The sequence below is a fragment of the Granulicella sibirica genome (assembly GCF_004115155.1).
Taxonomy (GTDB): Bacteria; Acidobacteriota; Terriglobia; order Terriglobales; family Acidobacteriaceae; genus Edaphobacter; species Edaphobacter sibiricus.
The window spans coordinates 491,091-513,492 of sequence record NZ_RDSM01000001.1; the positions used below are offsets into that span (position 1 = coordinate 491,091).

Genomic DNA, 22,402 nt, shown 5'->3' on the forward strand with positions numbered 1-22,402 from the left:
CCCTGGAGCCGAACCGATGACTTTTAAGACTCCCCTAGCAGCCGCGGCTCTATTTCTCGGAACTCTCTCTGTCGCCGCTCAGGGTGTTCCCGTTACTCCCGCAGACGAGGCCTCGGGCCAGGCCTGGTTCGCCCATATCAAGGTTCTCGCTTCCGACGACATGCACGGTCGCCTCACGGGCTCGGAAGACTACCTCCGGGCTGCGAAGTACGTGGTCGACCAGTTCAAAGCGGACGGCCTCTCTCCTGCCGGAACCGAAGGCTTCTACCAACCTGTCCAATTCGACGTGACCAAGGTCCTCGCCGACAAGTCCTCCGTCTCGCTCATCGTCGACGGCAAGCCGACGCCGCTCGTCCTCGGCCACGATGCCATCCTCGGAGCCCGTGGCACCCAACCCAGGGCCATCTCCGCGCCGCTCGTCTTCCTCGGCTACGGCCTCCACCTTCCCGACGCGAACTATGACGACTTCGCCGGCCAGGATCTGAGGGGCAAGATCGTCGTCACCATCAACGGCGGCCCCGCCGACCTTCCCGGAGCGCTCAAGTCCTACGCTCGCACCGCTCCTTTCGCCAAGGCCCTCGCTGACTCGGGGGCCGTAGGCGCCATCTCCATTCCCACCCCGAAATCCATGGACTTCGGCTGGGACCGCATCGCCAGCGGAGCCTCGCAACCTGGCATGCGTCTCGCCGCCACTCCTTCCGACGCCGCGATCGCCGCGAAGCACCCTTCTCTCGCCGACTATCACCAGACACTTTTCTCCGCCACCTTCAACCCCGCGGAGGCCGAGAAGCTCTTCGCGAACTCCGGGCATACCTTCGCCGAGATCCTCGCCCTCGCTGACGCCCAGAAGCCTCTCCCGCGCTTCGCACTCAACAAGTCCATCACCGCCACCGTCACAACCGATAACACCCATGTCGAATCTCCGAACATCGTCGCCAAACTCGAAGGGTCCGATCCCACCCTCAAGAACGAGTACGTCCTCGTCTCCGCGCATCTCGACCACCTCGGCATCGGAGCTCCCATCAACGGAAGTACGATTTATGCCGGCGCCATGGACGACGCCTCAGGCGTAGCCTCCGTCCTGGAGATAGCCAAGAGCCTCTCCCAATCGAAAGATCGCCCAAAGCGCTCCGTACTCTTCCTCGTCTTCACCGCCGAGGAGAAAGGCCTCTTAGGCTCACGCTACTTTGCCGGCCACCCGTCCGTCCCCGCGAACAGCATAGTCGCCGACCTGAACATGGACATGTTCATGCCCTTGTTCCCGTTGAAGAAGCTCCACATCCAGGGCCTCGTCGAGTCGACCCTCCAGGACGACGCCCGCACTGTAGGCGCCGCGCACCACATCGAGATCGCTCCCGATCCCGAACCCGACCGTAACTCCTTCATCCGCACCGATCAGTACAGCTTCGTGCAAGCTGGTGTTCCCGCGTTGGCGATGAAGTTCGGCTGGACCATGGGCTCGCCAGAGTACAAGCGGTGGCGCCAGTGGCTTGCGCAGCGATACCACTCCACGCAGGACAACCTCGCCCAGCCGATGGATTATCCTGCGGCCGCCCAGTTCAACAGCTTCCTCGCGGATCTTGCTCGCCATGTCGCCGACGACCCGACTCGGCCTCACTACCTCGAAAGCAGCTTCTTTCATCGATTTGAAACCCAAACCGGCCAGTAGCGGCTTCGGCACTCATCGTCTTTTCAAGGCATCTTCACGCTCTAGATACCTTGCACGAACCAAGCGGCCCCACACTCATCTCGTAGCTAACCCCAGTACGGAGTGAGCCAATGCCCGTTGCAGACCAGTCGACTGATCTTGTTCTCGAGGCGCAGGCAACTGCGGGATGCGTTTCCACCCAGGCCCCTTACTACTTAGAAGCCGCACCATACCGGGTACGTCTAGCCAGCTCCACTCTCGAAATCGAAGCTGCCCTTCGGCTTCGCTTTATCGTCTTCAACCTCGAAATGAACGAGGGCCTCGAATCCGCGTACACCGACGGGTTCGACCGCGACCGCTTCGACGCGGTCTGCGATCACCTTATCGTCGAGCATCAAGGCACAGGCCAGATCATCGGAACCTATCGCCTGCAGCGCGGGAGTGTTGCCGCTCGCAACTTCGGGTACTACAGTGAGCAGGAGTTCGACTTCACGCCTTACGAACACATACGCTCCGAGATCGTCGAACTCGGGCGCGCCTGCATCCACCGCGATCATCGGTCGAGCGAAGTCCTTCATCTCCTCTGGCGCGGAATCGCACGCTATGTTCTCGCGAACGGTGCGCGCTACATGATGGGCTGCTGCTCCCTGCCCTCGCAGGACAGCGTCCTCGGTCACAGTGTGTATCGCTCGCTCGCTGGCTATCTGGCGGCGCCGGAGTTGATCACGGTTCCGACCGCAGCTTATGCGCTTGAGCGCTCGATCGAGACGCTCGAGGAGGCGCGACCGCCGAAGCTGCTTCGTGCGTATCTCACGATCGGCGCGAAGATCTGCAGTTCGCCTGCAATCGATCGCGAGTTCAAGACCATCGACTTTCTCACGCTGCTGGATCTGCAGACACTTCATCCGCGCGTCGCCGCAAGGTTTCTTGCCCATGAGTGAGCAGATAGCCAGCAGGCTTGTTCGCTCGATCACTCGAACTACATTGCTCGTCTTCCTGCTGACGCTTGCTTGCATCGATGGGCAGATCCGGCGTCTGTTTTTCGGGCTGAGGAAGGGACGAGCAGGAGCTGTCTGGGTTCATGGATGGTCAAAGCGCATCGTTCGCGCGCTCGGCATCGCATGCACTGTTTGTGGTCCGCTTCCGGAGTGCGAAGCGGGCCGAAGTATGGCTGTCGTCTCGAACCATCTCAGCTATCTCGATATCCTCATTTCCTCTGCCGCAAGGCCTTTTGTGATGGTGGCCAAGTCGGAGGTGCGCGGTTGGCCCCTGCTTGGGTGGATCACCGCGCAGGCTGGAACGGTTTATGTTCAGCGCGCTGATGTGAAGGGCGGAAGGACTCAGACGCATGCCGAGGTGAATGGCTTGATGGCTGAGGCTTTTGGAAGTGGTCTTCCGGTGCTCTTTTATCCGGAGGGGACGACTACCGATGGAGAGAGCGTGCTTCCCTTTCGTCGCGGACTTTTTCACTCGGTTCTGTTCGCGAACGCTCAGGTTCGTAGCGCCGCGGTTGCTTACAAGCTGAGCGAGCCGAATGCCGGAGCGTCCGTTGCGAACGATGTCTGCTTCTGGAGAGACATGGAGTTCGTTCCTCACCTCTTCACCTGCCTCGGGCTGAAGGGCCTTGAGGGTCATCTTCAGTTCGGCGATCGAGCTGTTGAGGGCGGCGATCGTTTTGCTCTCGCCGTGAACGCGCGGGCCGAGGTGACTGCGCTCTATGAGGGGCTTTGTTCCGCAAGCGTTGAGATGCTGCCAGAGGGGGTACTCACGCCCCATAGCCCGCGTGTTAGTCGAATGACTGCGACGACTTAGAGCAAACATACCGCTGCAAGTTGTTGCAATCAAGTTAGTTACGGCAAAGGCATAAATATACTTGGCTAACCCAAGGGGGCCAAGTGCTAAAAAATCATTTGTTCCGGCTGTTCAAACGCTAAAAAATTACGGTTTGGATCTTCCAAAGAGTCCACGTATGCCCCCTTTGTTGTCGTCCACATTGCTGTAGTTTGTGCAGTTTTGGGTTGGATAACTCTGATTGGCACCTCCGAGAAAGCTCCAAAATCGGGACCAATGCTCAACGCCAAAAACGTCTCTGTATATGATCTCCCCAAAGATGGCAAAATAGATTTTACCTTCTTTGAAGGCGTCGAGATCAGATTGGGTAATAGTGGTTACCTGCGTTCCACCACCCGAGAGTTTTTGCCAGAAGGCTGGAAACGTGGCGGGCTTTCCAGGATAGAGTATACCGAACGTCACTCCGGTACCGGGCTGTTCATAGTTAAGACTCGGAGACTCGCTTATCGTGCGTCTCTCTATAACGATCGATCCACGAATATCCTTGGCTACCGTTTTCCCGACATTTTCCATACTTATGGATTGGGACATGGGGCGACTGGTATCTATGTCCGCCGTGGTGTTTTCAGTGGCTACCAGTTTTATAAGAGCTCGTTCGTCAACTTGGAAATTATCACCCGCGTCCAGCCACTGAGCGAATGTAATCATGGCGTATCCAATAGCAAAGAAAATTGCCCAGAACTCCAGTCTGTGCTTCCACCAACTGATCGTTCTGCCAGTGTAATTATCAAACTGATACCACTTATACTTGGCCTCTTTGAAGGTCTTTGGTCTTGGCCGCGTATGCGCGAGGGGGAAGAAGGCGACGCTAGTGTTGTCATTCCCGTCTTCTTCGGGAGCATCGCCCTCGTTATCGTGGGGTGGATCTTGGCATTGGGTTGGATCGGTGGTTATGCGTAAGAGCCTATTATTTTCCTTGATTGCATTCAGGAGTCTCTCGCCAAGTTCTTTCGTGTTTTTATCCATAGGAGTATGCTGCGAAGAAGAAACACGAACACCAAAACGATCTTGATAAGAAACTGTCAGATTCCAGCCAGCATACCGACGCTTTCGCCCGAGCGCTATCGAAAATAGCTAAGGCAGGCGCGGCTTCCTCCCGCGCCGCAATTGAGGCGGCCCAATCAACAAAGCCTTCACGGTATACGCGATTCGTCCATGCCCCCGTAAAGGAACCGGCTTAGGCTACGAGCCGGGTCGCCTCCTTACCTGTCAGTTCGGAATAGGTGGGACGTCGACCTACCACTTGCGACAGCGTTTTATTGAAACGGCTTGAATCGTGGTGTCCCGATCCGGTTCTTGGAGCGGAACATCTGCTTATTGCTGCTGGAAGTATTGCCCAGACGGCTTACGGCTAAACATCAGCAAGAAAACGATTTAGTTGTAAGTTTGCGTGCGGACAATCATTTCCGTTTTCGGCGGATGGTGTTGTCGACTCCTGAATTTTCCCGTACGCGGCTGACCATGGGGCTTGACGAGACTTCCATAGGTCCTGCGGGGGCCAGAAAGGTCTATGGTTCGTCTGCCGTCGGGTTTGGAAGGAGGATGCGGCGTGTGCCAACGTCAGGAGTCTTCTCCGGATCGGGCGGGGGCGCGGCCGGATTGGTGAAGGTTTCGGGATCCGGCAAGGGGACGCTGATTCCGCCGGGACGGATGAGGGCATTGCTCTTCGCGATAAAGACGAGTATCTGGTGGGCTCCCGCAGTTACTGTTCGCGGGCGCGGGAACTCGACAATGTATCGCTCGCGAATCATCTGGATGACGTGCTTGAGGGTGTCGGGCATGTCGTCGTTTTTGGAGTTCAGGACGATTCCGCCGCTGAGCTCGGACAAGGAGCGGAAGAAACCGGGTTCGCCTACGGCGGAGGCTGGGTCGAGGAAGCGACCGAAGCTGTCGGTGGGTTGGTATCGGATCCCGAACACGCTGACTGCGGAGGCGGTCGCATGGGTTCTAGCTTCATTCCAAGTGAGGCGGCTGCCGTGGTCGATGCCACTGGAGATAGCGATGATGACGCGACGGCCGGAGGTGGAACCGAGTTGCTCACTGAGGTACGAGATGGTATCCCAGAGTCCGATGGGGTGAGGACAGCCGGAACCTTTCTGCTGATGATCGCGTGATCTCCAGGATTGCAGCGCGGCATCGACCGTGTGGCCGAGGAGCGCGGGGTCTTCAGGAGAGAGGCTATGAGTGTGGATGAGGGAACAATCGAGCGTGTAGATGGTGACCTGATCGCGGGGATGGAGCGAGAGGGGCGCGAGCCTTGCGATCGCCTTATCGATCTCGGGAAAGGCATCCCTGCTGAAGTCTCGGACATCGAGGAGGATCGCAAGGTTGATGGGGTCATCGCCCTCGGTGCGGATATAGGTAGGGCGGAAGGGGCGGCCGGCGTCGAGCGTGATGGTGAAGCGTCTGGGATCGAACTTTGGGGTGGAGCGGCGATCATGGTCGAGAACGAGGACCGGGATCTGGATGAGGTCGGCGTAGGCGTGGAGGGTGGCGATGGGGGCTTCGCCTGGGGTTGGCTCCTGGGCGCGCAGGAATGGGGCCAGCAGGAGGATGAGCAAGGCAAGGGACAGGCCTGGTGAATGCGAGGGGAGGGACGGTCTGCGTGGAGGGCAGAAGGTCATGTGGGAAGTATCGCAGATTCTTTTGGGCTTAGCCGAGCCGAGGCGGGGTCTATGAGAGGCTTTTAGAAGGGACGTGATTCTGCCTTGGAGCAACCTGGCTGAGTGCTTCCCTCTCGAAAGGAAACGAATGACTCTCGCTGAACGCCTTCTCCCTGAGCTTGAACAGCAACTCGCGAACACCCGCAAGGTGCTCCACGAGGTGCCGGATGGACGCAACGACTTTGCTCCGCATGAGAAGTCGATGCCGCTGACACGACTGGCCGGACACACCGCCGAACTGGTCGGGTTTGCAACCCTGCACCTGACCGTGCCGAGCATCAACATGGGCACGCCGGAGGATCCGCGCAAGATTCTGCGGATGGGTCTCAAAGCGGATCTCTTGACCGAGTTTGAAGGCATGGCGGCGCGGCTGGTGGAGACGCTGAAGGCAACGAGCGATGCGGCGTTCGACGAGGAGTACACCCTGTTGAGGCAGGGGAATGTGGTGATTCGGACGACTCGGTATGGGGCTTACCGGACGCTGTTTCTGGACCACATGATTCATCACCGGGCGCAGCTTGGGGTGTACTTGCGGCTGATGGGGGAGAAGGTGCCGGCTACGTTTGGGCCTAGTGCGGATGAGAAGTAGGTGCTGACAGCGTCAGTCAGGCTATCTCCGAGGGGGTTGAACGCGCTGCGGTCTCCGTGCCGGATGTGAAGAACGAGAACGTTCTTCGCTTGCTGGTCGATCGAGTGGATGATGCGGTAGAAATGAGGCTTGTTGCTGTGGAGGAGTTGGCGCAGACGCCGATCTTCCGCAGTCGTCGTGCCGCGTTCTGGATTGTGATCGAGACTCAGGATTAGAGCTTCGCCCGGAACTCATCGAAGACCTCCATAGCTGGTCGGGTGCGTCCGGCGGCTGCGTCTTCAAGGTCCTGGCGGATTCCTTCGTGGGCGTGCCGAAGGCGGGGCACCCGGCGTCGGCGGGAGCGTTCGAAGAGGTTTCTGGAGGCGGGGGTGGAGAGGCAGGGCTTGCGGGCGTGGCAGGAGAAGGTGATGAAGTGGAGATGGTGGGCGCGTTGGTATCAGAACAGATCGCGGGGTATGGGTGGGATTTTACTTTGTGGGTTCGGGGTGGGTTGGGGTTCCGTGGGTCCCACATCTCAGAAGCGAGATGTGGGGCACCCGTCATTTACGTCCGCCACACCTGGGCCACCCGCCAAATATCTCTAACGGCTTGGTGGGCGAAAAAAACCCGCCATAGCATCAAGCGGAAGCACGTAATTTTCTGGTTCTATATCTTTATACATTTCAGACAGCCGGATAGCCTCTTCGATCGCTGGCGAGAAATGCATCTGTGCGACGTGTTCTTCGGCCAAGCGGTTCTTGATCTCAATTTCCAGATTCGGAGCTGTCATTATGTAACCTCTTTGAAGCAGCTATGAAGATGAAACTGTCTGCCCATGCGGTCGGTGTAGGCCGAAAGCATGTCGTTGTATCCCCTAATGGCATCTCTGAGCTTCTGATCAGAGGAGTAGTCGTCAATTTCCAATCGGAGTTCCTTCAATTTCGAAATGTTCAGCGCGCGACCATGTGAAAACCACTTCTTGTGGTTGGAGAGAGCTGCAGCAATCTCCTCGGCGCGCTGAGACTTCTCTTCGGCCGTTACCGGACTACCGACCCCGTGGGTCCGATGCACATTCCAATCTTTAAACTTGTACTGAACGAGCCAGTTCTTCAGGAGATCGATGGAAAGATCTCGCGCCTGTTCATAGAGAGCCAGTTTCGCAAGATCTAAACTCTTCAGAAACACGACGTCGGCTGGGCTGAGGTTCGCCTTTTTGGTAATCTCGTCAACCTTGTCCAAGTATCCGAGTGCCGGAATATAGCCGCTACCGTCCGGAACCATAACCTGCGGATCGATCGGTCCCAAAGCGGACGAATAATCCATATATATCTTGTCACCGGACATGCAGAAAATTGTCCCAGCGGACATAGCAGCGTCAGGAACAATGAAGTTCACAGTTCTATAGTGTTGACGCACGACAGTCACAAAGCGATCTGCGGTTTCCGCAGAACCCCCTGGCGTTCGCAAAACTATCGTGAGTGAACTTTCCGTTCGCTTTGAGGATGCCTTAACACTTTCGATGAAATCGCGAAATTTCTGGAAGTAGAAAGGGTGAATCTGGCCGTGGTAGTAGATAACATCGGACTTCAGCAGATCTTCTAATTTCTTGGCGGATTTGCGGATTTGCTCTGATATCGCATCGTCAAGATCTACAGCGCTCATTCCGAATCTCACCCCGTATTCATCGTCTCATCTTTCGCTGAGGATCATACACAAGTTTAGGTGTGAAGATCTCGGGTACCTAAAAGGGGTCACACCTCGGCTAGCGTCCGAACTTCTGCTTTCCTTGCATCTGGCTCATCATTCTTTGCTGGGCTTTCATGCCGCCTCCGCCGCCCATGCTCTTGAACATCTTCGACATTTGGCCGTATTGGCGGAGGAGGTTGTTGACCTCTTGTACGCTTGTGCCGGAGCCGGCGGCTATGCGCTTGCGGCGGCTGCCGTTGATGAGGTCGGCGTTGTGGCGCTCCTTGTTCGTCATCGAGTTGATGATGGATTCGATGCGGGTGAACTGGCCTTCGTCGACGTTTTCGGCGGCCTGGGCCATGCCGGCGAAGGGGCCTACCGAGGGGAGCATCTTGAGGATGGATTTCATGCTGCCCATCTTCTTGATCTGACGGAGCTGCTCGCGGAAGTCTTCGAGGGTGAAGCCTTCGCCGGAGAGGGCCTTCTTGGCGAAGGTTTCGGCTTTGCCGCGGTCGAGTTTTTCTTCGGCGCGCTCGAGGAGGGTGGCGATGTCGCCCATGCCCATGATGCGGCTGACGATACGGTCGGGGTGGAAGGCTTCGAAGGCGTCGGGCTTTTCGCCGGTTCCGAGGAACTTGATGGGGGCGCCGGTGACCTGGCGGATGGAGAGGGCGGCACCGCCTCGGGCGTCGCCGTCCATCTTGGTGAGGACGGCTCCGGTGATGGCGAGGAGGTCGTTGAAGGCCTTGGCGGAGTTGACGGCGTCCTGGCCGGTCATGGCGTCGGCGACGAAGAGGATCTCGGAGGGGTTGAGGAGCTTTTTGAGCTCGGACATCTCGTCCATGAGGGCGGTGTCGATGCCGAGGCGGCCGGCGGTGTCGACGATGAGGATGTCGCAGCCGAAGTTGGCGGCGTCGCGCCTGGCTTCCTTGGCGAGACGCAGGACTTCGGGGGTGCCGGGGGTGGTGCCGGGGTCGAGCTTGCCTTCGTAGAGGTTGGCTCCGGTGGCGCGGGCGACGATGGCGAGCTGCTCGCGGGCGGCGGGACGGTAGACGTCGACCGAGACGAGCATGGGGCGGTGGCCGCCCTTTTTGAGCCACTGGGCTAGTTTGCCGGAGGTGGTCGTCTTGCCGGAGCCCTGGAGGCCGGCCATGAGGATGACGGTCGGGGGCTGCGAGGCGAATTTGAAGCGGGCAGTGTCCTTTCCGAGGACGTTGGTGAGCTCGTCGGCGACGATCTTGACGATCTGCTCGGATGGGCTGAGCGCGGTGGCGACGCGGGCTCCCATGGCCTGCTCGCGGATGCGCTCCATGAGGCTCTTGACGACTTCGAGGTTGACGTCGGACTCGAGGAGGGCTAGGCGGATCTCGCGGAGGGCGTCGGAGACGTTCTCGTCGGTGATGGTGCCCTGGCCGCGGAGTGTCTTGAAGGAGCGCTGGAGCTTATCGGAAAGGTTCTCAAACATGGCCTTTTGAGTTTACCAGTGTGAGGGTAAGGCAAAGACAGGATGGAGATTGGGCGGCTTAGGTTCCCACCTAGCCGACGATAAAGCTGCCGGCGAAGATGGGGCACCCGGTCCCGTGGTGGTTCGACAAGAGGATTAGTCGACCATCTGGTCGTCGACGAAGCAGAAGCGCCAGTGTTCGCCGGGTTCGTGGGACTGCATGACGGGGTGGTGGGTGGCGTGGAAGTGCCTGGTTGCGTGCTTGTTGGGGGAGGAATCGCAACAGCCGACGTGGCCGCAGGTGAGGCAGGTGCGGAGGTGGACCCACCAGGAGTTCGTCTTCATGCACTCTTCGCAGCCGGTGGTGTTGGGGTGGTGGGGCTTGGCGGCGGCGAGGTGTTCGCAGAGTTTCATGGGGCTCCTGGACTGGGGTAGGGACCGAGGTCTGGACTGCGGTTTGGATGCGGGGGGTGCTGAGTTCGATGCTGACGATGTTGGTGCGGCAGTGAGGCGGGAGCGGCGGGGGAGGCTGGTGGGCGGGATAATCGGGAAATGCAAGATCGAACAGGGTTGAGTGACGTGCGTCTCGTGCGCGAGTACGACACGTATCTTCGAGTGGAGAAGGGGCTGCGGCCGAACTCGTGCGAGGCGTACCGGACTGACCTGGAACAGTTTGCGGAGATGACGGAGCAGCGCGGGGCGGGGCTGGTGACGGCGAAGCAGGAGGACGTGAGCTCGTTCATGGAGGGCCTGCGGGGGTACGGGGTGGACGCGCGATCAGTGGCGCGGAAGCTTAGCTGTTTGAAGGGATTTTACCGCTGGATGCTGATGGATAAGCGGATTGCCTCTGACCCGACACTGAATATCGAGTCGCCAGCTGCCTGGAAGGTGCTGCCGAAGTCGCTGGCAGAGGATGAGGTGGCGGAGATGCTCGAGCGGACGGGATCGGCGGCGCGGGCGGACGATGCTTCGGGGCTGGCGCTCAGGGACCATGCAATTTTGGAATTGTTGTATGCGGGCGGGCTGCGGGTGGGAGAGATCTGCGCGCTGCGGCAGGAGGACCTGGCGCTCGATATGGCACGGGTGCAGGTAAGGGGCAAAGGGGACAAGGAACGGATTGTACCGCTGGGGCGGTCGGCGGTGGAGGCTTTGGAGGTCTATATCCAGCGGGGCCGGCCTGGGCTTGTGCGGGCGGGGGTGCAACGGGCCTTGTTTCTGAGTGCTCGGGGGAAGGCGCTGACGCGGCAGTGGGTTTGGGAGATGGTGCGGGCGGTGGCCCCGGTGGGCAGGACGGCCAGCCCGCATAAGCTACGGCATAGCTGCGCCACGCACATGGTGGAGCATGGGGCGGATTTGCGGAGCGTTCAGACGCTGCTTGGGCATGCGGATATCGCGACGACGCAGGTGTACACGCACGTGGCGATGGAACACCTGAAACAGGTGCATCGGATGCATCATCCGCGTGGCTTGCGGCGGGCCGGGGTGGCGAGTTGAGCGTCATTCGGGAGAGTGAGCTAGCGCGGCTATCGGATGGGTTTCTCGGAATGCTTGGGCATGAGCGGGGGGCGTCCGAGCATACGGTGCGGGCCTATGCGCGGGAGGTGACAAACTTCGTTGTGTATCTCGAGAAGAAGGAGCTTGTCGATATCGGGACGGTGGAGCACCTGGATATTCGTGGATACCTTGGCGAGCTTTATGCACGGGGGTTGACGAAAGCGAGTGCGGCGCGGGCGCTGGCGGCTGTGCGTAGCTGGTTCAAGTGGCTGGCGAAGGAAGGGCATGTGAAGCAGAATCCTGCGCTCCTGGTGTCGACGCCGAAGCTGCCGAAACATCTGCCGAGAGTGCCTAGCGCCGAGGAAGTCAACCGGGTGCTGAACTCGCTCGAGGAGCGGGAGAAGGCGGCAGGTCCGGCGAAGCTGCGGAAGGCGGGAGATGTCGACCAGGAAGAGGTTGCGGCCTGGCCGGAGAGGGATCGGGTGATCTTCGAGTTGTTATACGGATGTGGGATCCGGAACTCGGAGCTGGTGGGGATCAACATGGCGGATATTCAGTGGGCCAATGAAGCCATTCTGGTGAAGGGCAAGGGGAAGAAAGAACGGTATGTTCCGCTTGGCGGGGAGGCTGCGGAGGCGGTGAGAATGCTTCTACCGGTACGAGAGGCGAAGCTTCGGGCTGCGGGCAAGGGTGGGATGGTGGATACGGGACCGCTGGTGACGAACCTGCGCATGCGTGGGAACTGCCGCTTGACGACGCGGAGTGTGGGGAGGATCGTGAAGGCGATTGCGCAGTCTCGGGGGCTTCCGGCGGATGTCCATCCGCATACGCTGCGGCATGCGTTTGGGACGCACATGCTTGAAGAAGGGGCGGACCTGCGGGCGATCCAGGAGATGCTTGGGCATGAGCGTCTGTCGACTACGCAGAGGTATACGCAGTTGACCGTTGGGCAGGTGCAGCGGGTTTATGACGAGACCCATCCTCGGGCATAAATCGACTGGCGAGCTCCGTCGGGAAAGAGGGCTCGCCGCATGGAGGATTCCTGGCTTTCGCGGAGTTCCGGACAACGTTGGCCTTGGGGCTGATGACGCCGAATCCCTGTCAATCGCGTTCGACAATCTAAAGCTCACACGGCAGCAGCCAGTCGAAGTCTCTTGGTATTTCGTATAAAGAACGCCTTCGTTGTGGACTCCCTCGAGGAACCAACGCCGATTCACACGAGAGGCCGGCCGAACAGATTCCGCGCCACGCTGGGCGGAAATGCTCAGAGACTTCGGACCGGCAGGGCTTCGGACCGGATCGCAACTCCAACCGCAAGCACTCCTTAGGTTGGTCCGGCTGACAGCTTTTGCTTATCAGGTTCGGATGTTTGTATCCCCGAGCGCTTGCCTGAGAGCTGCTGTGTCTGCATGGGCCTGTTCCTGCGCGAACCAATCGAGTTGCGGCATACCCACCCTCGTGGCGTGCCCCGTTGGTTGTATCAGGCAAAAATCCTGGGGTTGGAATCGGATAACAGGCAAGCCGATAGGTGAGCCACGGCCGTGCAGATTTGACCAATTGCCACACTATTTCCCAGAGATTCCACTGATGCCCTCGCTACGCGCTATAAGAGCTTTGTCGCTCGCTGCACTTCTTGTCATCTCGGTCGACCTCGGGCGTGCACAGGAGGAGTCGGATACGGTGGGCTGCTTCTCCCGGAACGTGACCGTGAGCACGGATCGTCCAACTTACTCGAACGCAACGCAGACGGCACAGTGCGGCGTGATGGAAGTGATGGGCGGAATGGACCGGGTCTGGGTTGGCCGCGGGCTACACCAAGACGACGTTGTCCAGGCGCTGCAGTTCGGCCTTACACCCTCGATGGATCTGCACTATTCCGGGAATCTGTACTTTGGAGACGGTACACATTCGGGCTCTCTTTCCGGCGTAAGCGACAGCTACGCGGGTGTACGGTATCGCTTGACACAACAGACCCATAGTGTTCCGAGCTTCGGCTTGTTCTATACCGTAAAGGTTCCCACGGCGAGCCCGCTGTTTGGCATGAGCACCGGGCGATATGATCACTTTCTCTCATTCCTGGTGAGCAAAGACCTGCCCAAGGTGCACCTCGATTTTAATGTGACCGAGCAGATGGAAGGCCGTCCGGGAGCCGCAGGGCATGACTACAACGATGCCTACGTTTTGTTCGCGACAGTGCCTCTTTCCAAGAGGCTCTCTCTGCTTGGCGGCGGGTATGGCTTTCGTGCATTGAATGCCGCCGCACCAGCGTATGCGGTGACGTCCGTGGGATTCGATTACCAAGTGAATCAACGCCTGATCCTGGACGTTTCAATAGACGAGGGAGTTACCAGCGGAGCGCCGCGAAAGCGTCTGGGGTTTGGTTTTACCTATGCCTACGCGAATGCGTATCGCATCTTCAGTCATCCGCAGGAGCGCACCTGGTAGGGACTGCACGAGAGCACGGACGGGCGACTCCCTGCGAATACAAGGGACCAGGGCCAAAGCATTGATGGATAGGAGATTGGAACGATGAAAAGCGAGATGACAGTTGGCAAGCGCTTCATGATTGCATCGGGCGTCTGCATGGTGTTACTGGTACTTCTGGCGGGCGTGGCAGTCAACGGCTTTCGCACGGTAAGCCAAGGGATCGATACGCTTGCAAAGAATGCGCTTCCCACGACCCATGTATCGCTGACGATTCTTGCCGATGTGAAACAACTGCGCGGAGACTACTGGAGCCATATGGCCAGCAACGTCCCCGCCGAGATGGACCAGATCGAGTCGGACATCCGCTCCGACAGGGCGAAGCTGCAACAGGACTACGATCGCTATAAGCTCACGATCGATGACAATGACGAGGATCGCGGTAACTATGCGACGCTAGGCAAAGCAATCGAGGAATACTACGCCGCGTGGGAGAAGGTCTATCCGATAAGCAAGGCGGGCAAGACGGATGCCGCTGTCGCGTTGTTCCATCAAGAGGCCAACCCCAAGTTCAAGGACATCGAAGACACGACAAACAAGATCGTCTCGTATAACGACAGGGTAACGGACTCGGTTGCGAATAGCGTCGTGGACGCGGCGGGGCACTCGTTGTGGATGGCCATCGTGATCAGCTTGATTGCGTTGGCGGCGGGGGTGCTGGTTTCCTGGTACATGATCAACAGCACCAACCAAGTGCTACGCGAGTCCACGCAGATGTTGAGCGAGGGGGCGGACCAGGTGGTGAGCGCGGCGTCGCAGGTGAGCGCGGCGAGCCAGTCATTGGCACAGGGCTCATCGGAGCAGGCGGCGTCGATTGAGGAGACAACGGCGGCCATGCACGAGATCAACTCGATGGCTCAGCGAAATACGAGCAATTCCAAAGACACGGCAGAGATGGTGGAAAAGACACAGGACAATTTCACATCCACAAACGTGTCGCTTGACCAACTGTTGGTCGCGATGAACGAGATCGGCGAATCGAGCGCGAAGATTTCAAAGATCATTAAAGTCATCGACGAGATTGCCTTCCAGACAAATATCCTTGCGCTGAACGCAGCAGTCGAAGCGGCGCGCGCAGGTGAGGCAGGCATGGGGTTCGCGGTAGTGGCCGATGAGGTTCGTGGGCTGGCGCAGCGGGCGGCACAGGCGGCAAAGGATACGGCAAGCCTGATCGAGGAGTCGATTCTGAAGTCCGACGGTGGCAAGGTGAATGTGGATCGGGTGGCGAGCTCGATACGGTCACTGACGTCGGAGTCGCAGCAGATGAAGATCCTGGTCGATGAGATCAACCTGGGCAGCCAGGAGCAGGCGCGGGGTATCGATCAAATCAGCGGCTCGATCTCTCAGATGGAGCAGGTGACGCAGACGACAGCGGCGAACTCGGAGGAGAGCGCTGCCGCCGCGGAGCAGTTGACCGCGCAGGCGGAGTCGATGCAGGATGTTGTCCACCGGCTACAGGCGCTGGTCGATGGCGGAAGCGCTCCCGCAATGCTTTCGGGGAAGACATCGTCCGCGATGCGCGTGTCCCGTCCCAAGACGTACCCACCGGTAAAGCGGAGGCCTGCCACCACTGGAAAGCTCTCCAGTAAGCTGCACGCGACCAGGCCAACTCCAGGAATCTCGTCTTCTGATCCCCTTCCGTTGGAAGAAAGCTTCAGTAGCTTCTGAGGTCGTCATTGCGGCTTGAGCTGCTCGTGTGCTCATGCTGGCGGTGCCAACTTGCAATCCGTGCGGCTCATTTGCTGCCGATTCCAAGGTTCCGGGTCGTTGTGTGGACGTCCGAGGTATGGGAGGACGCTTCTTCCCTATCCTCTCGACCTGGGAATCACGAAGCTGCCTTCGTCGTGGGAAAGGCTGTGGGACTGATCAACGGCAACTCATCGATAGATGCGCACGACCTCAATGCTTTCCAGATGCAAATGCTTGCGGCGGACGCTGCGGCCATCCTCCGGCGAGGGACTTGTACAGGCCGACAGCATCGGCTGCGCTGGCGAGATGGCTGGTTGCATAAGCGTCTTCATCCTGAAGCTGAACACGTTCAGCTTCCAATAGATCGAGGAGTCCGGTCGCACCTTCCCTAAAACGAACGTTCGCCAGATCAGCGGCTCGCTTGCTGTCGACAGCAGCCTGCCGGAGGGCAGCATCTTCCTCACGCGAACGCGCGTACCTTACGAGCGCGTTATCGACGTCCTCAAGTGCCAATAGGACCGTTTGCTGATACTGCGTGAGTTGGGCGTTTCCATCTGCGCGGCTCGCTGCAATGCGTGCCTTCACTCTCCCACGGTCCAGGAAGGACCAGTCGATGTTGAGTGCGGCCAGGTTTGCGGGGCTGACACCATCAAAGGGCGAGTCCGCGTGGTACTCCATCAATCCAAGAAGACCGCTGAAGTTGACCCTCGGGAAGAGATCGGCGGTGTTGATGCCTATCTGTTCGGTTGCTGCATGGAGACGCTGCTCTGACGCGCTGATATCGGGGCGACGGCGAACGAGGTCCGCTGGTGTTCCGGGATTGATGTTTTCGGGAAGATCCGGAAGAGCCTTCTGAATGGCTAGTTCCTCAACGAGCGCATCAGGTAGCTGGCCGCACAGCACTGCGAGCCGATGTGCATCCAAGGTGATCGCGGATTGAAGTGCGGGAATTCGCGCAGTGGTGCTTTCATACAGAGCACGCGCTCGAGCCGTGTCGAACTGAGTGCCTCGACCGGCAGTGTAGGTTGCCTCGACCAACCTCACGGTTCGCTGCTCGTTATCCGCATTCTGCCGCGCGACCCGAAGACGTTCCTGCTGCCCGCGAAGGTCGATGTACGTCGATGCCACCTCGCCCACGATGGCTACCTGCATGGCCGCGAGATCATTGCCCGTCGCGAGAAGCTGTTGATGCTGCGCCTCCACGTTGTGGCGAACCCGCCCATAGAAATCGAGTTCCCAACTCGCATTGATCGTCGAGGTGGAGTAGCGATTGTTGCGCGGATATCCGAACGCCTGGTTGGCGGCAAGCTTCTGCCGTCCCGTGTCTTCGCTCGCAGTCACCGTTGGATACTTGTCGAATTTGCTCAGGCGCCATAGAACTGCAGCTGCGTCGTAATGCGCCAGGGCGGTACGTAGATCGTTGTTGGCGGACAGCGACCGCTCCACGAGGCCCGTGAGTTCGGGGTCGTGAAAACTATGCCAGAACTCCGGGTCAACTGGTTCCGCCTTCGCATCGGTCGCGTCGTTCGTTGCCGGGGCCGCGAATTGAGTTGGTAGAGGGACGTCTGGCCGCTTGTAGCGAGGACCGACTGAGCAGCCAACGGTACCTAAGACCACGATGGTTGCAAACAGGACGTTAGATTTCCGCATGGCTGATCTCCATCTCTTCCTCGAAGCTTTCTGTGTTGTGGCCATGGAGTGTTGCTCCGCTCAACTTCCGCAGCACGACGTAGAAGACCGGTGTCAGAAAGAGTCCGAACAGCGTGACGCCAAGCATCCCGGAGAACACCGTGATCCCCGTCACCTTTCGGACCTCACTGCCGGCACCATGGCTGAAGAGCAGAGGCACAGATCCTGCGATGAAGGCAATGGAAGTCATGATGATGGGACGGAGACGCAGGTGGCACGCCTCCAGAGCCGCATCAACCGTGCTCTTGCCATGCATCTCAAGCTCGCGTGCAAATTCCACGATCAGGATTGCGTTCTTGCATGCAAGTCCCATCAGGACGACGAGGCCGGCCTGTACGAAGATGTTGTTATCTCCGCCAGTAAGCCACACGCCGAAGAGTGCCGCGAAGATGCAGACGGGGACGATGAGGATTACTGCGAGAGGAAGAGACCAGCTCTCGTAGAGTGAGGCAAGAACAAGAAACACCAATAGGATCGCCAAGGGAAACACAATCGCCGCAGAGTGGTTCTGTGTGGCTTGTTGATAGGTCAGGTCCGTGTATTCCAGGACCATGCCTGGCGGAAGTGTCTTCTTCGCTATCTCATTGAGCTTTTCGATAACCTGGCCAGAGGACAGGACACGGGGGTCTGCGTCGCCAATCAAGTCGGCAGCGGGATAGCCGTTGTAGCGCATGACCGGATCGGGGCCGAATGTTTGCGTAATGGTTGCGATCGATCCAATCGGCACCATCTCCCCGGCGCTATTCCGAACCCGAAGATTCGTGATGTCTTCGGGGTGTTGGCGGTATTGAGCATCCGCCTGCACCATCACTCGATAGACGCGACCGAAGCTATTGAAGTCGTTGACATAGACAGAGCCGAGATAGGTCTGAAGCGCGTCGAAGAGGTCGGTCAGTGAAATGCCCTGCGCCTTCGCTTTCTCGCGATCCACCTCGACTTCGAGCTGAGGAATATTGGATTGATAGGAAGACACCGGATAGGTCATGCCGGGAGTCTGCGCAACGGTAGCCTGGAATGCCGCCAGACCATTCTGCAGGGCACCGTATCCGAGTCCTGCGCGATCCTCGATATAGAGCGAATACCCTGAGCCGTTGCCAAGCCCCTGGATCGGTGGGGGCATCAGTGCGTAGGCAATCGCGCCATGAATGTGCGAGAACTTCTGGTTCAGCTCGGCAAGGATCTGCTCGGCTGTCTTGTGGCGCTCCTTGAAACCATCCAGGATGATGTAGGAGGTCGCGAGGTTTGGAGTATTCGCGAGTTGCAGAGCGTTGTAACCGGATAAGGCGGGCAACATCTTGACGCCATCAATTTCATGCGCTGTTCGCACCATCTGCCGCACCACGTCATCCGTGCGAGCCAGCGATGCGCCCTCCGGAAGTTTTGCTCCTCCGAATAGATAGAGTTCGTCCTGGGTTGGGATGAAGCCCCCGGGTACATGGTTGAAGAGGACATAGATCGATCCGATCAGCACGAAGTAGAGAAGAAAGACGCCGCCGCGAAAACGGAAGCTCTGTCCCACAGCACCCTGGTAAGCCTCGGAGCTTCTCTTGAAAAGACGGTTGAACGGACGAAAGAACCAGCCAAGCGCCCCATCGATCCCGCGTGCGAGCCAATCCTTCTTTGCACCGGGCGCATGCAATAGCTTCGCTGCAAGAGCAGGCGAGAGAGTAAGTGAATTGATCGCGGAGATGATCGTTGAGATAGCAATAGTTACGGCGAACTGTTTGTAGAACTGTCCCGTAATGCCGGTAAGGAAAGCCATCGGAACGAAGACGGCGCAGAGCACGAGAGCGATGGCAACGATGGGCCCTGAGACCTCCTTCATAGCCGCATGCGCAGCCGCGCGGGGGCTGAGACCATGCTCGATAAATCTCTCGACATTTTCGACCACGACGATCGCATCGTCCACCACAATGCCGATCGCCAGGACCATGCCAAAGAGGGTCAACGTGTTGATCGAATATCCGAGGACGTAGAGCCATGCGAAGGTTCCGACGATAGAAACCGGCACGGCGATCAACGGAATGACTGAGGCTCTCCAGGTCTGCAGGAAGATGATGACCACGATCACGACGAGGACGACCGCTTCGATCAACGTATGCTGCACTGCATCGATGGAGTCCCGAATGAACTCCGTCGGATCCCAAACGGCTTTGTAGGCAACATCGTCCGGGAATGCCTTCGACAACTCCTCGAGCCGGGCATGGACCTCTTTCGCGACACCAAGCGCGTTTGCACCGGGAGTTAGAAAGATGCCGACGATGGCGGTGTCCTGCGTGTCGATGTAAGTGTGGAGCGTGTAATCGCTGGCTCCAAGCTCTACGCGCGCGACATCGGACAGGTGAACAACCTGACCGTTCGCACCCGACTTCAGCACGATGTTGCTGAACTCCTGGGGGGTTGTGAGACGCCCGCGGACATTGATCGAAGTAAGGAAGTCTGGTTTGTTCGGTGATGGCTCCGCACCAAGTTGTCCGGCGGATACCTGCACGTTCTGTTCGCGAATCGCGTTGACGACATCGGTCGATGTGATGTTGCGGGATGCCAGCCGGTTTGGATCGAGCCACACTCGCATCGAGTAATCGCCGGAGCCGGTCAACTGCACGTCGCCAATACCGGTCAGCCGCGACAGTTCGTCCTTCACATGCAGGACACCATAGTTGCGGAGATAAAGGGCATCGTGTTGCCCGTGCTTCGAGTACAACCCGATATACATCAGCGGCGTTGGAGATTGCTTCTGTGTGGTCACACCGTATTGGCGCACCTCGTCCGGCAGACGAGACAAGGCCTGGCTGACACGGTTCTGTACACGGACAGCCGCAGTGTCGGGATCGACACCTGGACGGAAGGTAACTACTACTTGAATGCTGCCATCCGAACCGGCGACAGACTTCATGTACATGATGCCTTCCACACCATTGATCGCCTCTTCAAGCGGCTCCGCTACGGTCTCGGCAATGGCTTTGGGGTTCGCGCCTGGGTAGTTCGTGCGAACCACTACGCTGGGCGGAACAACTTCGGGGTACTGCCCTGAAGGAAGGATTGGAATCGCGATGAGCCCAAGGCAGAAGATGATGATCGAAAGGACGATGGCGAAGATTGGGCGTTCGATGAAGAACTTAGAGATGTTCATGGACGTCCCCCTATTTCTTTCCCGATGAGGCGATCGTGTTGAGATCGCCGGTCGAGGCTTGCATGCTGGCCTCTTTCGGAGTGATCGGAGCTCCGGGGAAATAGATCAACTGGAGTCCTCCCACCACGACGCGATCCTGAGGTGTGAGGCCCGCTTTCACGATGCGAAGTCCATCGCTTAGACCGCCCAGGGCGATGTCTTTCCGTTGCGCTACATTCCCCGGCCCGACGACATAGACATACTTGCGATCCTGATCCGTGAGGACAGCCTTGTCGTCGATCAGAATTGCCTGTGCGGGAGCCGCGCTTTGCAACTGAACACGTGCAAAGAGACCGGGCGTGAGCGTCTGGTCCGGATTCGGGAGCACGACGCGCAACCGAATCGTGCCGGTGGCCGGATTCAGCTGGTTATCGACGAAATCGATATGGCCCGCGTGCGGGAAGTTCTGCTCATTAGCCAGGGAGACGCGAACCGGATTCTCTGATCCGACGCCGCTCCCATGATGCGAACTCTGCTGAAAGCGCAGATAACTCTGTTCATCACAGTCGAAGTAAACCCATACCGGGTTCACCGAGACGATCGTCGTTAGAACCGTCTGGTCCGCTTGCGCAAGGTTCCCCAGCGTCAGCATCGTTCGGCTGATTCGCCCATCGATCGGTGATCGAACCTGGGTATAGGAAAGATTCAGCTCAGCAGATGCCAGCGCCGCCTCCGCACCTTTGACGCGCGCTCCGCTCTGGAGCAGATCCGAGCCCCTATTTTGTAGCTCTTCCTGGGAGACCGCATCCGACTGCTTCAGCCGTTGTGTGCGTTCTTCCTGGATCTTTGCGAAGTCCGCAGCAGCGTGTTCGCGATCAAGCCCGGCTTTGGCGTTGTCTGCGGCATCCTGGTAGGGACGCGGGTCGATGACGTAGAGCAGATCGCCTTTGTGGACCATCTGACCTTCGCGAAAGGCAATACGGTCGATGTAACCTGTGACGCGCGGGCGGATGTCTACTGAATTCGTGGGCCACACACGGCCATTGAATTCATCGGAGACGCGAATGTCTCTTGTGATCACCGTGGCTGCATCGACGGGAGCAGCAGCCATTTTGGGCTTCGCTTCAGGAGCTTGCCTGCAGCCGGTAATAGCGGTGGAAAGTGCTACCAGCAAAATCAGCCACCAACCCGCGCGTGAGAGAGACACCCCTCGCCTAAGAACGACACCCATGTTTCCCTCCAGATCGTGCCTCATCTATCCCGTTCGGACAGACGCGTCTCTTATTTTTAGAACGATCGTGCCAAATAGATGGCTGAGGAGATGCTCGGGATTCGAGAAGGCGCAACTTTTTTTGGAACGTATGCTCCAATAGGAGAAGGGACACGATGATGACTCCACGGGGACGTCCAAAAGCTTTCGACAGAGACACCGCATTAGAAGCGGCCATGATGTTGTTTTGGAACCGGGGTTTCGAGCAGACGTCGGTCGACGATCTCGCGTCAGCGATGGATATTCGGACCTCAAGCCTGTATTCGTCCTTTGGTGATAAAGAGACGCTATTCCTCGAAGCCGTCGAGTACTACCAGAACGGTCGAGGCAGCGTTTATGACGCTGCCGTCCTCGCCGGCAAGACAGCGAGAGAGGGTGTCGAAAATCTGTTTCGGGTGACTGCCATTGAGCGAACACGCAAGGACCAGCCCAGCGGATGCATGCTATGCCTCGCTCTTCCTACCTGTTCGCCAAAATACGAACATCTGCAAAAGGAACTGGATCGCCTAAGAGATCTTTCCGACACGGTTTTGCTAAAGCGACTGGAGGAGGGCGTTCAGAGTGGGGAGATCGCACCCGCGACTGATCTTGCATTGCTTGTCGACTTCTTCAGAACCACTCTGTGGGGGATGTCGCTGAAGGCTCGTGCAGGCGCCAGCAGAGAAACACTGATGGACATTGGCAAGATGGCGCTTCAAGCGTGGCCCAGCCCGCCACTCCACAAGCGCACAAAAAAGCGGCCTCTCCCTTCGACCGTTTGAGTTTGACAGAAATGGCGGAGCGAGGAGTTCCCCTCGCTCCCTG

Annotated in this window: 19 protein-coding genes; 10 read left to right on the forward strand and 9 right to left on the reverse strand. The window is 58.4% G+C overall.

Annotated elements, in window-relative coordinates:
• Positions 1-16: 16 nt before the first annotated feature.
• From GRAN_RS02085 to GRAN_RS02095, 3 genes are all read left to right on the forward strand, one after another.
• Positions 17-1,669: a M20/M25/M40 family metallo-hydrolase gene (locus tag GRAN_RS02085; protein WP_206662690.1), complete on the forward strand. Its 1,653-nt coding sequence runs from the start codon at positions 17-19 to the stop codon at positions 1,667-1,669.
• Between the two features lie 110 nt (positions 1,670-1,779).
• Complete coding sequence (locus GRAN_RS02090) at positions 1,780-2,589, forward strand: GNAT family N-acetyltransferase (protein WP_128911358.1); 810 nt, start codon at positions 1,780-1,782, stop codon at positions 2,587-2,589.
• Positions 2,582-3,460, forward strand: coding sequence for a lysophospholipid acyltransferase family protein (locus GRAN_RS02095; protein WP_128911359.1), 879 nt, complete (start codon positions 2,582-2,584; stop codon positions 3,458-3,460). Before GRAN_RS02090 ends, GRAN_RS02095 begins: the two co-directional genes overlap by 8 nt.
• Before the next feature lie 126 nt (positions 3,461-3,586).
• Here the strand turns inward: GRAN_RS02095 and GRAN_RS02100 are convergent, their stop codons facing one another.
• On the reverse strand, positions 3,587-4,465 hold the full coding sequence (locus tag GRAN_RS02100) for a hypothetical protein (protein WP_128911360.1): 879 nt from the start codon (positions 4,463-4,465) through the stop codon (positions 3,587-3,589).
• Between the two features lie 542 nt (positions 4,466-5,007).
• Positions 5,008-6,060: a hypothetical protein gene (locus tag GRAN_RS02105; RefSeq protein ID WP_128911361.1), complete on the reverse strand. Its 1,053-nt coding sequence runs from the start codon at positions 6,058-6,060 to the stop codon at positions 5,008-5,010.
• Positions 6,061-6,250: 190 nt separating this feature from the next.
• Between GRAN_RS02105 and GRAN_RS02110 the strand changes: the two genes are divergently transcribed.
• Complete coding sequence (locus GRAN_RS02110) at positions 6,251-6,751, forward strand: DinB family protein (protein WP_128911362.1); 501 nt, start codon at positions 6,251-6,253, stop codon at positions 6,749-6,751.
• A 56-nt stretch (positions 6,752-6,807) separates the two neighbouring features.
• Positions 6,808-6,966: a hypothetical protein gene (locus tag GRAN_RS25355; RefSeq protein ID WP_161570800.1), complete on the forward strand. Its 159-nt coding sequence runs from the start codon at positions 6,808-6,810 to the stop codon at positions 6,964-6,966.
• Between the two features lie 365 nt (positions 6,967-7,331).
• Here the strand turns inward: GRAN_RS25355 and GRAN_RS02120 are convergent, their stop codons facing one another.
• The 4 genes from GRAN_RS02120 to GRAN_RS02135 form a co-directional block, all read right to left on the reverse strand.
• Positions 7,332-7,520 (reverse strand): hypothetical protein, encoded by a 189-nt coding sequence (locus tag GRAN_RS02120; protein ID WP_128911363.1) that lies wholly within the window; start codon positions 7,518-7,520, stop codon positions 7,332-7,334.
• On the reverse strand, positions 7,520-8,392 hold the full coding sequence (locus GRAN_RS02125) for an SDH family Clp fold serine proteinase (RefSeq protein ID WP_128911364.1): 873 nt from the start codon (positions 8,390-8,392) through the stop codon (positions 7,520-7,522). Before GRAN_RS02125 ends, GRAN_RS02120 begins: the two co-directional genes overlap by 1 nt.
• 100 nt (positions 8,393-8,492) lie before the next feature.
• A complete protein-coding gene (ffh, locus tag GRAN_RS02130) occupies positions 8,493-9,881 on the reverse strand; it encodes a signal recognition particle protein (RefSeq protein WP_128911365.1) in 1,389 nt (462 codons plus the stop codon).
• 135 nt (positions 9,882-10,016) lie between these two features.
• A complete protein-coding gene (locus tag GRAN_RS02135) occupies positions 10,017-10,274 on the reverse strand; it encodes a UBP-type zinc finger domain-containing protein (protein WP_128911366.1) in 258 nt (85 codons plus the stop codon).
• Between the two features lie 138 nt (positions 10,275-10,412).
• Between GRAN_RS02135 and GRAN_RS02140 the strand changes: the two genes are divergently transcribed.
• From GRAN_RS02140 to GRAN_RS02155, 4 genes are all read left to right on the forward strand, one after another.
• Complete coding sequence (locus GRAN_RS02140; protein WP_128911367.1) at positions 10,413-11,354, forward strand: site-specific tyrosine recombinase; 942 nt, start codon at positions 10,413-10,415, stop codon at positions 11,352-11,354.
• A gap of 50 nt (positions 11,355-11,404) precedes the next feature.
• On the forward strand, positions 11,405-12,346 hold the full coding sequence (locus GRAN_RS02145; RefSeq protein ID WP_128912920.1) for a tyrosine-type recombinase/integrase: 942 nt from the start codon (positions 11,405-11,407) through the stop codon (positions 12,344-12,346).
• A gap of 595 nt (positions 12,347-12,941) precedes the next feature.
• Positions 12,942-13,799 (forward strand): transporter, encoded by an 858-nt coding sequence (locus GRAN_RS02150; RefSeq protein ID WP_161570801.1) that lies wholly within the window; start codon positions 12,942-12,944, stop codon positions 13,797-13,799.
• Positions 13,800-13,883: 84 nt separating this feature from the next.
• Positions 13,884-15,506, forward strand: a complete 1,623-nt coding sequence (locus GRAN_RS02155; protein ID WP_128911369.1) for a HAMP domain-containing methyl-accepting chemotaxis protein — start codon at positions 13,884-13,886, stop codon at positions 15,504-15,506.
• 231 nt (positions 15,507-15,737) lie between these two features.
• Here the strand turns inward: GRAN_RS02155 and GRAN_RS02160 are convergent, their stop codons facing one another.
• The 3 genes from GRAN_RS02160 to GRAN_RS02170 are packed head-to-tail and all read right to left on the reverse strand — an operon-like array spanning position 15,738 to position 21,439.
• On the reverse strand, positions 15,738-17,177 hold the full coding sequence (locus tag GRAN_RS02160) for an efflux transporter outer membrane subunit (protein WP_128911370.1): 1,440 nt from the start codon (positions 17,175-17,177) through the stop codon (positions 15,738-15,740).
• A complete protein-coding gene (locus GRAN_RS02165; protein ID WP_128911371.1) occupies positions 17,164-20,349 on the reverse strand; it encodes an efflux RND transporter permease subunit in 3,186 nt (1,061 codons plus the stop codon). Before GRAN_RS02165 ends, GRAN_RS02160 begins: the two co-directional genes overlap by 14 nt.
• Positions 20,350-20,359: 10 nt before the next feature.
• Positions 20,360-21,439, reverse strand: a complete 1,080-nt coding sequence (locus GRAN_RS02170; protein ID WP_241654287.1) for an efflux RND transporter periplasmic adaptor subunit — start codon at positions 21,437-21,439, stop codon at positions 20,360-20,362.
• A gap of 335 nt (positions 21,440-21,774) precedes the next feature.
• Between GRAN_RS02170 and GRAN_RS02175 the strand changes: the two genes are divergently transcribed.
• Complete coding sequence (locus GRAN_RS02175; RefSeq protein WP_161570802.1) at positions 21,775-22,359, forward strand: TetR/AcrR family transcriptional regulator; 585 nt, start codon at positions 21,775-21,777, stop codon at positions 22,357-22,359.
• The last annotated feature ends 43 nt before the right edge of the window (positions 22,360-22,402 follow it).